The following is a 16,669-nucleotide window of genomic DNA, read 5'->3' as shown; positions in this document are numbered from 1 at the left end:
TCAAGCTGACCTCGATTCCCTCCGATCGGTGTTTTTGGACCGGTCCAGGCCGGACAGCATCCGATTCACCGCATTCTACGACCTCACCTGGGACGGTTACCTCTTCAACGCTCCGGATACCGCCGAGGTGATGGCGCGCAACCTGCAACGCGATGCCCGGACGAAGGGCAACACCGTCTTCGAAGCCAGGGCCAGTGAACTCCTCGCTGCCGTGTGGTACGTGCGTGGCGATATGCGCACGGCATTGTCGCATTACGACACGGCGCTCGTACTCCATCGGCGCAATGGCGATGCCGAAGGACAGGCCGACGTGATCAGCAACATGGGCAGTATGCTCTCGTACCTCGGGGAATTGGACTCCGCGCTTACGCTCTACGAAGAAGGCCTCGCACTTCATGAGCGTTTGGCCGACAGCACCAGCATCGCCAACGACCTCAACGCTATCGGACGCGTGCAAATGCTCCGCGGCGATCATGGCAAGGCCGTGGACCTCTACCAACAAAGCCTGCATATCCAGGAACTGCTTGGCAACAAGCGCGGCATCTGCACCTCGCTGGCCAACCTCGGCGGCCTGTACCTCAATCAGAGCGACTGGAACGAGGCGCTCGGGTACTACCGTCGTGCAGCAGCGATGGCGGAGGAACTCGATGACCAGCATCAACTGGGCAAGCAACTGGAGGAGATCGGCTCATGCCTCGAAGAGCTGGGCGATACCACCGGATCGATGCAAGCCTACCGCCGCAGCGAAGTGATCAGACTGGCCATCGGCGACCACCACGGACTGGTGAACGTGCGCAACCGCTTGGCAACGCTTCTGCTCGAACAACACCGGCCCAGTGAAGCCAAAGCCCTCTTCGAGCAGAACGTGGCGATGGCCCGTGCAGAAGACCTGCCATACGGGTTGGGCAATGCGCTGGTGGGCTTGAGCACTATGCTGCTTCGGGAAGGCAACCCCGCCCGTGCGCTCGCAATGGCCGAAGCCGCCGATAGCGCCGCTACACGCGCCGAGGAGCTGAACCTGCAGCGCGATGCTGCCGCTGCGCGATATGCGGCCTTGAAGGCGCTCGGTCGCTGGCAAGAAGCACTAACGGTGCACGAGCGGGTCGTGCTGCTGAACGATAGCATCCTCCGCGAAGAGAACCAGCGCGAATTGTTGCGCAGCGGGTTCAAGTACGCCTATGAGCGCGCTGCGGAATCTGACAGCCTGCGCCATGTGGCCGAACGAAGGTGGACCGAAGCGAAGCATCGTGAACAACGGACGTGGCTACTCGCCTTGCTGGCGATCGCCGCAATACTGGGCACTGCAGCCTGGCTGCGCTGGCGGTACACGGCCCGGGCCAAACGCGCCATCGAAGCCGCACAGGAGAAACTCGTGGTGAGCGAACGCGCACGCGAAGCCGCCGAAGTGCGAACGCGCATCGCTCGTGATGTACATGACCAATTGGGTAGCGACCTCACGAAACTCGCCCTGCTCAGCAGTGAAGCGAAGGCCTTGGCCAACGAGGACCCGACGGCGCTTTCCGAATTGGCCGCAGACATGGAACGCGTTTCCACTGAAGCGAACCGCTCACTTGGCGACATCGTCTGGGCCGTGGACCCCCATCACGATTCGCTGGCGGGACTCACCGAACGTGTGCGCGCCCATTGTGAACGTATGCTCCAGTGGAGCCATGTGGCCCATACCATCGATTGCGGGCATGAAGGTCCCGACACATCCTTGGACCCTGCCACCAAACGCGATATCTACTTGATCCTCCGCGAGGCCCTGAACAATGCCATCAAATACGCGAATGCAGAACACATCCGTGTGGTCTTCAAGACATCCGCATCGTTCGTCCAGTTCGAGGTGTGCGATGATGGCATTGGAATGAGCGGTGCCCCCATGAGCGGTCATGGACTCAAGAACATGCGCCATCGGGCTGAACACATCGGCGGCTCATTGACCATTGCCAGCGATGCCGGATCAGGAACGTGCATACGGTTCCGCGTGGACCTATCGCCCGCTTAACCCACGTGGGTTATTTCCACGATCGGAATGAAGTTGGACCTTCGTTGCATCCGACGTGTAAGATCCGACCACCGACCATGAGGATGCTCGCTCCTGTCCTGTTCCTGCTTTGCGCAGCAGCATCAGTCCTTGCACAGGACAGTACCCTCATCGCAGTGGAGTCGCTTTTCCCCGCGAACGGAAAGGCGGGCCGATGGACCGATACCGTGCGGGTCGATCAGCTGTTGGACAGTGCGAAAGCGTGGGTGGCCACCGGCGAAACGGAACGATCGTACAGGGCAGCGCGCCTCGCTGCCGACGCGATCACCGCCATCGACGACGGCGGTGACAAGAGGCTGCTGGACCAGCGCGCCTTGCAAGCCGCCAAGGTCGAAGGGGTCGCCCACCACTATGCCGGCCGGTATGCCGAAGCCTTGGCGGCCTTCACCACCATGGAACGTGTGGCCGAGCGCATGGGCAATGACAAGTTGCGGGCGGCCGCCATGAACTACCAGGCCTATCAATACCGCGCCACGGACGACATCCCCCGTGCGAAATCACTCACGCTCCAAGCGTTGGCCATCCTGGACAAGCTGCCCGAGGATGGTAACCTGGCCAACACCTATTCGGGACTCGGGACCATCCTCTTCGATGAGGCGGACCGGGATAGCGCATTGCTCATTCAACGCAAGACTCTCGCCATCACCGAGCGTATGGAGCTCCTCAACCATGCGGCGCTGTGCCGCATGGACATCGCCGAGATCCACATGAAAGAGGAGCGCTTCGACAGTGCCTTGCACTACTTGCGAATGGCCGCCGCGGAGCTCCGGAACGATGAGAATCTCGGCCAACGGTGCATCTACCTCGGTCAGTTGGCACGAGCCCTTTGTGGCGTCGGCAAGTATCAAGAGGCGCGTTCGATACTGCTGGAAGCCGAACGTATCGCCCTTGAGCTGGAGAACAACGAGTACCGATCCCGTACCTACGAACTGCTCGCGCTGGTGGCAAGCGCCACCGGAGAAAGTGCACAGGCCTTGTCCTATCTGGACAAAGCCCGAACAGCTCACACGAACGACCTCGATATCGAAAAGACACAGGCGATCACCGAAGTGCGCATGAAGGCGGAGCAGGAACGCGAGGCCGAGAGGGTGGCCGCTGAACTGGCTGAGGAAAAGCGCAAGAAGCGCAATGCACTGCTCGGCGGCGGTCTAATTCTTGTCATCGCCGCGCTCGGGTTCGGCCTCTACCGCAACAGCGCACGCAGCGCCCTTGCCATGCGCGCCAAGAATGAAGAACTGGTGCGCGCACAGGAGCAATTGATCATCAGCGAAAAGGAACGTGAAGCCTCCGAAGTGCGCACCCGTATCGCCCGCGACGTGCACGACCAACTCGGCAGCGACCTTACCAAACTCGCCATGCTGAGCAGTGAGGTGGGCATCGTACTGAAGAACGATCCCGTTGCGCTGGCACGTACCGCACGGGATATCGAACGTGTCGCTGCCGAAGCCAATCGATCGCTCGGCGATATCGTTTGGGCCATCGACCCGCACCACGACTCGCTCGCCGGGCTTACCGAACGGGTGCGTGCCCATGCCGAACGGATGCTCGAATGGAGCCACGTCAAGTACACGATAGACTGCGTGCATGAAGGGCCCGATGTGACCCTTGATCCAGGAACGAAAAGGGACGTCTACCTCATCCTGCGGGAAGGGCTGAACAATGCGATCAAATATGCCAAGGCGGAGCATATCGGGGTGGTGATGCGTACCGACCAACGGTCCATTCGCCTGGTGGTGGAGGATGATGGCAAAGGAATGGGCGACAAGGAACAGGCGAGTGGTCATGGTCTGTCCAATATGCGGGCACGTGCCGAACGCATCGGTGCACGCTTGAGCTTAGATGGTACCAAGGGCACCCGGCTCCAGCTGGACCTTGCCCTCACCACTTGATATCCAGCGGGAAACGCTATCTTGCCCACATGGCAAGCGCCCCGGTCCGTATCGTCATCGTGGAGGACGATGATGAACTGCGCGAATTGCTACGTCGCCGTATCGAACGGGCCGATGGGCTTCAACTCGTGCGTACGTATGCCAGTGGCGATGCGTTCCTGGAACACATCGAAGAGCTGACGGCGCAGGTGGTGCTGATGGACATCAATATGCCCGGTAAGAGCGGGATCGATTGCGTGCGCGAAGCCAAGGTGGTGAAGCCCGAGGTGCAATACCTGATGCTCACCATCTTCGAGAACCCGGCCTACATCTTCCAGGCCCTCTGTGCCGGTGCCACGGGTTACCTGTTGAAAAGCACCACCACAGAAGAACTGCTCGAAGCGATCCACGACATCCACAATGGAGGATCGCCCATGAACAGCGCCATCGCTCGTTTGGTGGTGAGCAGCTTCCAGCAGGAGACCCGGCAACAGATCAACGACGAGCTGCTCACCGACCGGGAGAAAGGCGTACTCGATGGCCTCGCCTCCGGATTGCAGTATAAAGAGATCGCCGCAAAAGCGGGTATCAGCACGGAGACCGTACGTGTGCACGTGCGGCGCATCTACAGCAAACTGCAGGTGAACGGGCGTATGGAGGCCGTGCGCAAGGTCTACCCCGGGCGATAGCGCGTACTACACACGGGGTATTGCCGGGCCAGCACGGCGCAGGCACTTTTGGCCAAGCGTGGATCATCCACCAAGGCCAGCATGTACCGTCGTACCCGGCACCACCTCCTAGCCGCCCTCCTCGCATGGGCCATGGTGCTGAGCGTTACCGCACAGGACCTGGGCGCCATCGGCAAGGAGAAGCCGGTGCGGATCAACGGCAGCCTTTCGGTGATGGGCGGGCCCTACTTCTACAGCGGTGACGGCACCCCGCGCAACGAGCCCTTCTGGTGGAACACCACCGGTGCTGTTACCCTGAGCCTCTATGGCTGGCAGGTGCCGGTGAGCTTCAACGTGGGTTCGCAACAGCGCACGTGGACACAGCCCTTCAACCGCTATGGCATGAGCCCCTATTACAAGTGGGCAAAGCTGCACTTGGGCTACCGCAGCATTCGTTTCAACCCGTACACCATGGCCGGGGTGCAGTTCTTCGGCGCAGGCGTGGAGCTGGAGCCGAAGGGGTTCCGCTTCGCCGCGTTCTACGGCCGCTTCAACAAGCCTGTGGCGCAGGATACGCTCGCCTCCATCGCACCACGGCCGGCTTACGAACGCACCGGCTACGGTGTCAAGGTGGGTGTAGGCAACCGGCGGAACTACTTCGACGTGATGGTCTTCCAGGCCGAGGATGACACCACCTCCATTCCCGAGGTGGTGAGCAACGATCCCGCATCGGCACCTAAACAGAACGTGGCGCTCGGCGTTAGCGGCAGACTCACTCTAGGCAAACGCATCACCTGGCAATTCGATGCAGGAGGCAGCGCCATGAACGAGGACCTGCGCGCACCAGCCATCGTGGCCACCGATGTGCCCGCTTCCTTGCAGGGCATCTTCAACCCACGCCTGGGTGCGAAACTGTTGTTCGCCGGCCACACCTCCCTCACCTATGCGTACAAGATCTTCAGCTTGCGCGGCGAAGTGAAGCAAGTGGATCCGGACTACCGTTCACTCGGCGCCTACTACCAAGCGGCCGATCTGCGCGCCATCACCGTTGCACCGAGCCTCCGCCTGTGGAAGAACAAACTACGCCTGAGCGGCAGCTACGGCCAGCAGCAGGACAACTTGAGCGGCCGCAAAATGGCCACCTCGGTCCGTCGCATCGGCTCGGCCAACGTGAGCTGGAACCCTTCACGCACGTACGGTGCGGATATCAACCTCAGCAACTACGGCATTGAACAACAAGCCGGTCTGCGCGCGCTCAGCGATACGTTCCGCGTAGCACAGGTGAACCGGAGCATGACGCTTTCGCAGCGCTATGTGCGCACCAACAGCCACCGCACGTTCACCATCAGCCTCACCGGTGGCCTGCAACAACTGCAGGACCTCAATCCCTACAACACCTTCGCCACCGCCGAGAATGAAGTGATCTACGGCAACCTCTTCCTCAATCGCACCCGAAATGCAGACAACCTTTCGGTGAACGGGGGCATCAACTTCAGCCGCAACACCTCGGCCATCAGCAGCTACATCCTCGTAGGGCCCACATTCGGCATCTCCCGCACCATGGCCAGGCAGAGGCTCACCGGTGCGCTCTCCGCTTCATGGAACGCCGCCCTGCAGGATGGCGCCAACGCGGGCAACACCGTGAACGCCAACACCACTTGGCAGTATCGTGTAACGGCGATGCATCGCTTTCAACTCACGGTGAACGGCCTGTTGAACAGTACCACGTTCGTGGCCTCCCGCGAATTCACCGAAATACGCCTGCTGGCCGGTTATGTGTTCGTGTTCCAACCCAAGACCTAGTGCCATGGCCTACCGAGATGCCTTGCGCTCTTCGCTGACCGCTCTCGCGCTCCTCACCATCATCGGCGTGCGAGCTCAGCTGAACCCGCTGACGTTGAGCACCACGGTGAACCCGCCGTACACCGCGAGCTACGTACAATACTTCCAGAACCCGCAGCAGATCTCGGTCTTGATCCACAACGATCTGCCAGGAGCCGTTGCGCACGATATCTACCTCGCTGGTTCCATCAGCACCATGGATGGCAGCATCTCGGTCATCATCGAGGGTGGCCAGCCGTGGAACGCTCCACCGCTCAACGTCCCGGTCGGGTTCACAGCGATCTCGGGCACGGACCTCCAACCCTTCGTTTCCAATGCAGGCGGCCAACTCCAGTATACCGGCATCACCGAAGAGGATATCCGGCTCGGGCTCCTCCCGGAAGGTGAATACCAGATCTGCCTCCAAGCATTCGACTATTTCACCAACGCCCCGCTGAGTGCAGGTGCGCCCAGCAATGGCTGCTCCAATGTATTCACCGTGGCCTATCCCCCACCGCCACAGTTGCTCGCTCCGGCATGCGACCAAATGGTGCAGGGTGCCCAACCCCAATCGCTGCTCTTCAACTGGATCCTACCCTCCGGTCCGCCGATGGGGGCCATCATGCAGTACCACTTCAAACTCGTACTGCTGTCAGAGGAGAACGCCATCGATCCCCTGTCGGCTTTGCAAAGCTCCAATGATCCGGTCTGGGAGGATGATGTGATGAGTGCGCAGGTGCTGTATACACAGCTCATGCCCGCGTTGTTGACCGGTCGTCGGTACGCGTGGTACGTGCGCGCGGTGGACGTGAGCGGAGTGCATGTGTTCCAGAACGATGGCTGGTCCGAGCCCTGCACCTTCACGTGGAGCGGCGATGCCGGTTTCTCGTTCGCCTTTCCTGTCGTTGGTGATACGCTCCCCTGGGACTTCCTGCCCATCGTAGCCCGCTTCGATCCGTACCGCGATGACATCACACAGTTCAATAGCGAGCTCACGTTGATCCATGTGGGCGGTGAACAAGCCACTTACCAACGCGAGGTGATCTGGGCCGATGGGCCGCGCGAGTCGCAGGAGGATGTGCTTGGCACCCCTGTGACCGAGGACCAAGCGCGCCACATCAACGTGTACAAACGGCCTGGAGAAGAGAGCGTGATGTACTTCGAGAGCGGCGAGGAACACGTGATGAACGCACAGATCACGCTGAGCCCAGACAACGGTGATCCCATCAGCGGATACATCGATGGAGGGTTCGCCTCCGGCATGGGCACGCCACGCATGATCAGCCCCGCGCACCAAGCCGTGCTGCCACGCAACGGCGGTAATGCAGAACAGTCCGGCTTCGCCGCTGTGCCCTTGCGCTTCAAGACCGCCGAACCACCAGTAAGCCTGCTTCCGCCCTTCCCGATCATCCAGAACGTGGATGGGCTGAGCACCCAGACCGACGGCCGCATCTACCAACGCTGGCGCATCGATGTTTCGAGGACCGCTGATTTCGACCAGACCGAAGCCACGCACAGCGAGCGTATCGGGAACACATTGAGCCTGCTCAACAGCAGTTGCGACCTGCCCTGCATGCTGGCCGAACTGTACAAGGAGGTCACCTACGATTTCACACCGAACGCGGAGGGCACCTATTACTGGCGTATCGTCTGGGTGACCGACCACAACAACGCGTTCAGCGCTCACTACCGCGCTGGTCCCACGTATAGTTTCACCATCGGCGAACCAGAGGACGGGGACACTGACGGAGGTGGAGGAGCGGCGCAAGAAGAAGAGATCCCCGCAGCGGAATGCCTGGCCGAAAGCCGACGCGCACCAACGCCCATCATTGAGCGCAACGCCGTGAATACCACCCAGGTGGGCGACTCGGTGCAGGTGGGCAAGTTCCACATGCGCATCACCAGCATCCTGCACGGGGCTGGCAACCTGGCTTCTGGCGAAGGTTTGATCTCCGTGCCAGTGATGGACGCGCTGCTCCGTGTCCGGTTCAGCCAGGCGCTCATCAACGCGAACAAACGGCTGTATCAGGGCGAAGTGAACGCATTGTACGACAACGAAGGCGTGATCCCGCCGGCCTTCATCCAAGGTGGCTCGTTGGCAGCGGGCTTCAGTCCGCAAGCTGCGCAGGCGTTGGACGACTACCTGAATACCGCCGGCCGTTTGATCAGCCAATTCAGCGGTGCTGCACCCATGGGGTTGCCGCTCGGCGTGGATAAGGAAGTACCAGGCATCGGTCGCGTGGTCATCGGCATCCTTGGCATGCAGTTCACGGACTCCATCGCGCGGATGAACGCAGGCATGTCCTTACCCGTGCATGAACTGGGCACCTCGCTCAGCTTGGGCAACATGGCGATGCCCTTCCACCCAGGCGGCTTCGGCGACCTCACCGAAGAAGCCACGCTCTACCTACTGAGCGACCTTAACATCGACCTCGGCGACGACACATTGAAGTTCAAAGGCGCCCGCTTCTCCGACGGTTTCACCACCGTACAGGATAGCGGCACCTTCGTGGCGTGGGACTGCAACGGCTTCCGCGCCGTGACGTTCGATGCGGAATACCGTTTCAGCCGTGAGAAGCTGCGCGAAGACCTCGCGAACGGCGAAGATGGACCGCGTAAAGTGATCGGTGCGCTACGTGTGCGCACCGGACGTGGTGGTCTCATGGGTCGCATGGACATGAACACAGCCTTCCATCTGAATGAGGCGAAGAGTTGGGGATTCGATGTCCAGGAAGCGTGGATCGATCTGGCGAGCTACACCAACCCACCGGACATGCAGTTGCCACCTGCACACTTCCTGGCCAGCGCGCACATGCAGGAGGATGGCACCGTGGATCCCGCGTGGACCGGCGTGTACGTGGAACGCACCATGCTGCGCCTGCCACCGACCATCGAACGTTTCCAAGGCACCGGTCGCGTCACCGCGCAGGTGGACGACTTCATCTACGAGTTCGGAACAGGTGTTTCGGCGCAGTTCAAGGTGGCCAACATCCTCGACGCCAACGAAGGCAACCTCGATGGTTGGGGTTTCTCGCTTGACACGTTGCAGATGGACATCGTGGTGAACACCTTCAGCCAAGGCGGATTCAAAGGACGCATCAAGATGCCCTTCACCGATACGTTGCTCGTGTACACCGGTATGATCCAGCACGATCCGCAGACGGAGGATGTGCGCATGGAATTCCTGCTGCACCCGGATGGTACGCTGAACGTTCCGATGTACGTGGCGCACGCCGAACTTCACGAAACCAGCACCGTGCGCGCCATCTTCGGAGATGCCAGCACCGGCAACAGCGCGCGTGCCGAACTGAACGGGAAGTTGAGCATCGATGTGAACGCACCCGCTCAACTGAAGATCAACTTCCGCGACATCGGTTTCCAACAACTCTACTTCCAGACCAACGACCCGTACACGAACGTGGACCAGAGCGGTGTATTCTCGCTTGTGAGCCCGCAGAAATTCCTGGCGGATGACAGTCCGGAACTGGATGACGAGGAAGACAGCTCCGGCGGAAGTTCCGGCGGTTTCCCGGTAAGCATCACCCGGGTGACCACCGAACGGCGCAATTCCGAAGGGGGCGTGATGGCAGGCATCGGGTTCGATATCAACCTGGACCTAAGCGGGCAGACCAACATCTTCGTGGCCACCACGCGCATCGCGGTGCTCGGGCAGCTCAACACCACGGCCATCCACCAATGGGGCCATCACAGCATCGAGTTGGATTCGATCGGTGTGACCGGCGAGACCGGTGCGGTGAAGATCATCGGTGGCCTGCGCTGGTACCACGATGATCCCGTCTATGGCAACGGCATCAACGGGCTGGTGAACGCCTGGTTCATGAAAGGGGCTTTGCAAGTGCGTGCCGCCGCGCAATTCGGAACGGTGAACAGCATGCGTTACTGGTACGCCGATGCCATGTTCGCCAAGGAGGGTGGCTTCTCGCCCGGGCAACCTTTCAACGTGTACGGCTTCGGTGGTGGTGCGTGGTACCATATGCGCCGGACCACTGACCTGCCGAGCGCACAACAGGTTACACAAGCGACGATCGCCGCTCAGGATGATGACGACTACACTCCTGGCCTCACGCTCACCAGCATCCGGTTCGTGCCCGACGCCGCCATCAGCTTCGGATTCCAGGCCACCGTCATCTTCGGCGATGGCGCCAGTGGTCTCGCGTACAATGGCGATCTCACAGCTGGCATGTCCTTCAGCGAAAGCGGTGGCGTGAACACGGCCTTCCTCAACGGCAACGTGTACATGATGAGCGAACGGAACGATCGCACCTACGTGCCCATTCGTGGCAGCGCGGAGATCACCTTCGACTTCCCCAATGATGTCTTCCAGGCCAACTTCGCCATGAAGGTCACCATCGGCAGCGGCCTTGTCACGGGGACCGGGCCGGACGACCTCGCAGGTGCGGCAGAATTGTTGATCACGCCCGATACCTGGCACCTCTTCGTGGGCACACCGCAGACGCCGGTGGGGCTGGACTTCCTCGGTCTGTTCTCCACCACCAGCTATTTCATGGTAGGCAAAGGGCTCCCCGATCCGCTGCCACCGGACTCAGCCGCCGTGCTCGCGTTGCTCGGCAGCACCGACTTCAACTGGCCTGCTGGCGTGGATGAAGCGAATGGCATCGCATTCGGCGCGCGTGGTGCCCTGGACCAGCAGTTCGACTTCTACCTCCTCCGCATGCATTTGCAAGCAGGCCTGGGCTTCGACATGGCCTTCGTTTCAGCCGCCAACATGACCTGTGAGGGCATCGCCGATCCAGGCATTGCGGGATTCTACGCCACCGGTCAAGTATTCGCCTACCTCGGCGGAAGTGTGAGCCTTCATGTGGACGTGTGGTTCGCCGAGGGCGATTTTGAGATCATGAACATCGCTGCCGCAACCCTGCTGCAAGGAGGCTTCGCGGACCCCAACTGGGTACGGGGCGAAGTGGGCGGACGCTACAGCATCCTGGGCGGAATGATCGACGGATCGTTCAACTTCCCGTTCTCCGCGGGCCATCCCTGCGACAATTTCGGTGCGGGCGCTTTAGCAGGTCTTGATCCCATAGGCGACATCACTCCACGACACAACGACGGCATCACACCGGGCAGCACACCCGTGGATGTGGGCGTGAATTGTGAAGTAGCGTTGAACATGAAGCTCGACACACCGTTCAACATGAAGGAATATCGCTCCAATGGAAGCTCATACTGGCGTACGTTCCGATTGGTGCTCGATGGTGTGAGCTTGAAGAAGTCGGGTAGCGAACAGCAGACCACCCAGGCGATAGCTCCTTCGAAGGATCAAGTCCTGGCCATCCCCTCTCGTTACCTCGACCCACTGACCAGATACACGTTCAACGTGCGGCTGCGTGCAGAAGAGCGCAACAGCGAAGGTGTTTGGGCAACGGCAATCACCCAAGGTGAGCAGGCCATTTGGGACACCACCGTCACGTTCAAGACCGGCGAAGGTTTGAAGGAGATCCGCGAACAGGACCTGCTGTACACTTATCCCTTCATCGGCCAACGCTATGTGCTTCAGGACGAATGCCGCTCCGCGATCATCCATTGCAAGGCCGATCTGTCCGGGCAGGATGCGATCTTCGGACAGGCGGTAGCGGGCCGGGTCCGGATCTACAAGATGATGTTGACACCGCTCGCCGGCGGGCCAACGATCACCTGCCCCATTGCGCCTTACCTGAACGAGAACACACCGACCACGCTCTCCTTCGCATTGCCGCAATTGCTGAACAGCAAGACCTATGTGGCGCAGGTGATCTACCGGGATAGTCTGGTGCAGTCTGGCACCGGGCCACAAGCGTACGTCCCGTTGGCCGACCTGGGCATGATGTCCACCGCATCCAGCAGCACGAGCACCACCAGTCAACAAGGCCACACCTTCCACCTTCGGCAGCGAAGGTTGACCGGGTACTCCGTGAGGGCGAACGAGAAGCTGCTCTTCACCTATTACTTCCGCACATCGGCGCACAACACCATCGCTGCCAAGGCGGCCGCGCTCACCAACAGCACCACCTTCCTCGAAAGCGATGGCGCAACACCACCTAGGGAGACACTGCGCCCGGATCTCCAAGGTGAGTCCTTCGATGTGTTCGATGTCAACGGCTATACCTCACCCCAGAACACCAGCTTCATTCTACCCCCGCTGATCTCTCTCAGCGATGCGTTGACCGATGTATGGTCCATGCAATGGAGCGACCCCGTGTTGTATGACTATTACGCGGAGATCGAAGCACGCAATTGCAGCTCCATCGATCTGATGCGCAGTGTCACCTATAACGCATTCGGTGTACCGCGCCACAGCGATACACCTTCCGCTCCGGGGATCCCGCCGTTCCAGACAGTGAAATGGCGCGTTGGAAACCCGACCCGACAGCCGCTCACACCTGACGAGACCGTGCCGTTACCCGCCAATGGCCTTGTGGCCCAGAACACGAACAACCTCGCAGTAAGCACCGGGGCTTCTACAGCATCCGTGCGGCTGGACCACACCACGGCCATTGTGGTACGCAACGACCATCAACGGTTGCTCACGATCACAGCCGACGTCATCGCGAACTGTGGCCCTCTGCAAGCACCACCGCCGCCCGCTGAGGATTACGGAACGATGCAGGAGCCTCTCCGCAGCATGGTCATCCGCTTCCAGAACTCCGGGTTCAAGCGCGCCTATCGCGGCAACTACCGCGTGCGCTTCAGCTTCCACCCTCCACCCACATGCATGCCCTTCACCGACTGGAACCAGCAGGCGGCGGTTAGCCACGGCGAAGCGGTGTTCAACCACACGCTGGGTCCAGTGGCACCCGTGAGCCAGTCACCGCTCTCACCGCCGGGCAGTGGCGTCATGCAAACAGCACCTTGATCATGCGCCCTTCCATCCTTGCCCTCCTCTGCTTCGCACTTTGCCGAACGGTCGCCGGTCAAAGCTTACAGACCACGGCCTTCAACACCGCCGATTCCGTCATCGTGCGCTGGGCACCTAGCAGCGTACAGGCTTGGGAGCGCTTCAACCGCTACGGCTGCCGTATCGAACGTGTGGACGTGGCCACTCCAGAGCGGAAGGTCCAACGACTGAATGCCGACACGCTCAAACCAATGTCCTTGGAGGCATTGAAACAACGCCTCGCTGCCAACAGCCATGCACCCATCATCGCACAAGCCCTTTATGGCGCTGATATACGACCCAACACCGGTGATGTGCGCGCGCAGATGGACGCCGCCGACCAGGCCACCATGCGCTGGTCGCTGTGTGCGTTGTATGCCGATATCGATCCCGAGATCGCCAATGCACTTGGCTATCGTTGGGTGGACAAGAACATGAGCGCGACCGGCTACTACCTGTACCGGGTGATCACACTGGACCCCCAACAAGCGGACACGGCCATGATCGCCATCGACCGGAAAGACGGTGCGCATACCATACCGCATGGGCCCGCGCTCAGCGCGCAGGAGAAGGAACACACAATCACCCTGCGCTGGGAGCGCGAGCAGGTGAAGAGTTCGTTCAGCGCCTTCTGGATCGAACGCCGACAAGGGACCGGCGCCTGGCAGCGCTTGAACAATGTGCCCTTCGTGCCCATGGACAATGAACGCGGTGCGGCCACCCACCATGCGTATACGGACACCACCATCATTCGCGACTATGTTGCCTACCAGTACAGGGTGCTGGGCATCACGCCTTTCGGGATGATCAGCAGTGAAGCACCGGTGGTGACCGCGATGGGCCGCGATCGCACCGCGCCACCGAACCCAGTGATGCAGCGCGTGAACGATGAGAAGGGCAAACTGGTGGTGTATTGGGATCTGCCCGGAACAACAGCGGACCTGAAAGGCTTCCGCGTGGAGAAGACCTACCATACCAATGCTGCCTACCAGCCCTTGCACCGGGACCTGCTACCACCTTCCACCCGGCAATTCACGGACACCTCCTCCTTCCTGATCGGCCAGAACCATTTCAGGGTGTGGGCCGTGGATACCGCAGGCAATGCCTCCGTTTCCATGAGTGGATATGGTGTGCTTGCGGACTCCGTCGCGCCCGCACCACCCATCGGCCTGAAGGGAAGCATAGACACCGCTGGCGTGGTGACGGTCCATTGGCCATGGGGGAAAGAGCAGGACCTCTTGGGCTACCGTGTCTTCTTCGCCAACGCCGCCGATCACAACTTCAACAACCTTTCACCCGAACCTCAGCAGGACACCGTGTTCCACGATACCATTCCACTGCGCACGCTCACCAAACACATCTACTACAAGGTGGTGGCAGTGGACAGGAACTTCAACCATAGCCCACTCAGCGCGGTTCTCCATCTGGTGAAGCCGGACCAGGTGGCACCGGTCGCCCCCGTTATCGAGCGCTATGCGGTGAACGACAGTGCAGTGGTGATCCATTTCATCCCCAGTAGTAGCGATGACGTTGCAAGGCACATTCTGCTGCGCCGCTCCCCAGTGGACACCACATGGCGCGAGGTGGTCGCTTGGAATGCCAGTGAACAGCGGCGCACCTGGACCGACCGAACGGTGACGGCTGCCGCAGCATACACCTATCTGATGCAGGCCGTGGATAGCGCCGGCAACCGATCGCCACGTTCGGTGCCCTTGGAAGTGCGCATTCCGCAGCGCCAGGAGCATCCTGCGGCTGAAGCGGTCAAAGCAGTGGTGGTCGATGATGTCATACAAGTGAGCTGGGCGCCACCGACCAGACCGGTGAAGCACTATGTGATCTACCGCTCCAAGAACGGCGCGATGGCCAACACGGTGGGTTCGGCCGGATCGGATGCCACCACCTTCGCCGATGTGCGCGTGCCCGGTAACGGTAGCTACCGCTATGCCGTCAAAGCCGTGTATGCTGATGGCGGCTCATCTCGCATCGTTGAAATGCCCGGCCCCGTAGAGGTGAAATAGCATGTACTACGCATGTGGTATTGATGCGCTCTCGGCAACCCGGGTACTTCGCATCATCCAAAGCGAAGTACCATGCGATCCCTACTCGTTCTCCTTCCGCTCGCAGCTCCGATCGCCGGAACTGCACAGACCGTGGTCTCCGGCGGTGGTGGTCATCATGCCAATGCCACGACCCGTATCTCCTACACCATCGGGGAACCGGTGATCGCCACGGCAGGTGCCAGCAATGTGGTTCTCACCCAAGGCTTTCATCAACCCTGGGCCGACATCTCCACCCCTGTCCATGATACCCCGGCGAACACCAGCGTCATCAACGTGTACCCGAACCCGGTATCGCACACCCTGCACATCGCATGTGAAGACGCTGCGGACGCACAGCAGTACTTCCTGCACGACGCTGCAGGACGCTTGGTGAACGAAGGACGCATCACATCCGCGATCACCGATCTCGATATGGAAGCCTACGCTAGTGGAGGTTACATCCTGCGTGTGCTAGGCAACGACGATACCACCCTGAAGTCCTTCAAGATCTCCATCACCCACTAAGCCATGAAGAAGTCTATTTCCCTCCTCTTCGCCTTCGCACTCGCTACGGCCATGTGGGCCCAAGCACCGCAACGCATCAACTACCAAGCGATCCTGCGCGATGCAAGTGGTACCATTCAAGCGAACACCGCCGCGACGCTGGGCATCGCCGTGCTGCAGGGCAGCAGTAGCGGCACCGTGGTGTACAACGAGAACCATGCGGTGACCACCAACACCTTCGGCCTGGCCAACGTGGCGATCGGTGGTGGCACGGTGGTCAGTGGCTCGTTCGCCAGTATCGATTGGAGCAATGGACCCTGGTTCGTCCGCACTAGCGTGAACGGCACACCGATGGGCACCACACAACTGATGAGCGTGCCCTACGCCTTGTTCGCAGAGACCAGCAACACACCCGGGCCGATAGGTCCTGCAGGCCCTCCAGGTCCGCAGGGGGTCGCCGGAGCAACAGGCGCTACCGGGCCCGCCGGCGCTACTGGACCCACAGGCGCCACAGGTGCGCAAGGACCACAGGGGCCTCAAGGTGCCCAAGGACCTGCAGGGCCGCAAGGACCCGCAGGCGCGGATGGGACCGGGGTAACCATCCTCGGCTCGCTCACCAACGTGAACCAACTACCTGGTACGGGCGACCCCGGTGATGCCTACCTGGTGAACGGCAGCCTGTATGTGTGGAGCAACAACACCAATACATGGGAGAATGTCGGCTCCATTCAAGGGCCGACCGGGCCGCAAGGACCTGCGGGACCACAAGGAGCCACGGGGCCAGCCGGTGCTACCGGTGCCACGGGCGCCACAGGGCCAGCGGGCCAGCA

7 protein-coding genes are annotated in these 16,669 nt (G+C 60.7%); all 7 read left to right on the top strand.

The window, feature by feature from the left end; genetic code table 11:
• Positions 1 to 34 precede the first annotated feature (34 nt).
• The 7 genes from QY325_13445 to QY325_13415 all read left to right on the top strand — a co-directional run bounded on the left by QY325_13445 (position 35) and on the right by QY325_13415 (position 15,860).
• Entirely contained in the window at positions 35 to 2,008 is a 1,974-nt protein-coding gene (locus QY325_13445; GenBank protein ID WKZ65759.1) for a sensor histidine kinase, read from the top strand.
• Between the two features lie 77 nt (positions 2,009 to 2,085).
• The gene (locus tag QY325_13440) at positions 2,086 to 3,936 is read left to right on the top strand and encodes a tetratricopeptide repeat protein (GenBank protein WKZ65758.1); all 1,851 of its coding nucleotides are present in this window, start codon (positions 2,086 to 2,088) and stop codon (positions 3,934 to 3,936) included.
• Positions 3,937 to 3,965: 29 nt separating this feature from the next.
• Positions 3,966 to 4,604 carry a response regulator transcription factor gene (locus QY325_13435; GenBank protein WKZ65757.1) on the top strand — a complete coding sequence of 213 codons (639 nt, stop codon included), beginning with the start codon at positions 3,966 to 3,968 and terminating at the stop codon, positions 4,602 to 4,604.
• Positions 4,605 to 4,685: 81 nt separating this feature from the next.
• On the top strand, positions 4,686 to 6,386 hold the full coding sequence (locus QY325_13430) for a hypothetical protein (protein WKZ65756.1): 1,701 nt from the start codon (positions 4,686 to 4,688) through the stop codon (positions 6,384 to 6,386).
• Positions 6,387 to 6,390: 4 nt separating this feature from the next.
• Positions 6,391 to 13,275, top strand: coding sequence for a hypothetical protein (locus tag QY325_13425; GenBank protein ID WKZ65755.1), 6,885 nt, complete (start codon positions 6,391 to 6,393; stop codon positions 13,273 to 13,275).
• Positions 13,276 to 13,277: 2 nt separating this feature from the next.
• Positions 13,278 to 15,314: a hypothetical protein gene (locus tag QY325_13420; protein ID WKZ65754.1), complete on the top strand. Its 2,037-nt coding sequence runs from the start codon at positions 13,278 to 13,280 to the stop codon at positions 15,312 to 15,314.
• 72 nt (positions 15,315 to 15,386) lie between these two features.
• Positions 15,387 to 15,860 carry a T9SS type A sorting domain-containing protein gene (locus QY325_13415; GenBank protein WKZ65753.1) on the top strand — a complete coding sequence of 158 codons (474 nt, stop codon included), beginning with the start codon at positions 15,387 to 15,389 and terminating at the stop codon, positions 15,858 to 15,860.
• Positions 15,861 to 16,669 lie beyond the last annotated feature (809 nt).

This window comes from Flavobacteriales bacterium (genome assembly GCA_030584065.1).
Classification (GTDB): Bacteria; Bacteroidota; Bacteroidia; order Flavobacteriales_F; family PHOS-HE28; genus PHOS-HE28.
This window is presented reverse-complemented; position numbering and strand designations above follow the sequence as displayed.

Bases quoted from the DNA above. Each gene is read 5' to 3' on its own strand.
- QY325_13420 (WKZ65754.1), top strand. From the start codon at position 13,278: ATGCGCCCTTCCATCCTTGCCCTCCTCTGCTTCGCACTTTGCCGAACG.
- QY325_13440 (WKZ65758.1), top strand. From the start codon at position 2,086: ATGAGGATGCTCGCTCCTGTCCTGTTCCTGCTTTGCGCAGCAGCATCA.
- QY325_13415 (WKZ65753.1), top strand. From the start codon at position 15,387: ATGCGATCCCTACTCGTTCTCCTTCCGCTCGCAGCTCCGATCGCCGGA.
- QY325_13435 (WKZ65757.1), top strand. From the start codon at position 3,966: ATGGCAAGCGCCCCGGTCCGTATCGTCATCGTGGAGGACGATGATGAA.
- QY325_13425 (WKZ65755.1), top strand. From the start codon at position 6,391: ATGGCCTACCGAGATGCCTTGCGCTCTTCGCTGACCGCTCTCGCGCTC.
- QY325_13430 (WKZ65756.1), top strand. From the start codon at position 4,686: ATGTACCGTCGTACCCGGCACCACCTCCTAGCCGCCCTCCTCGCATGG.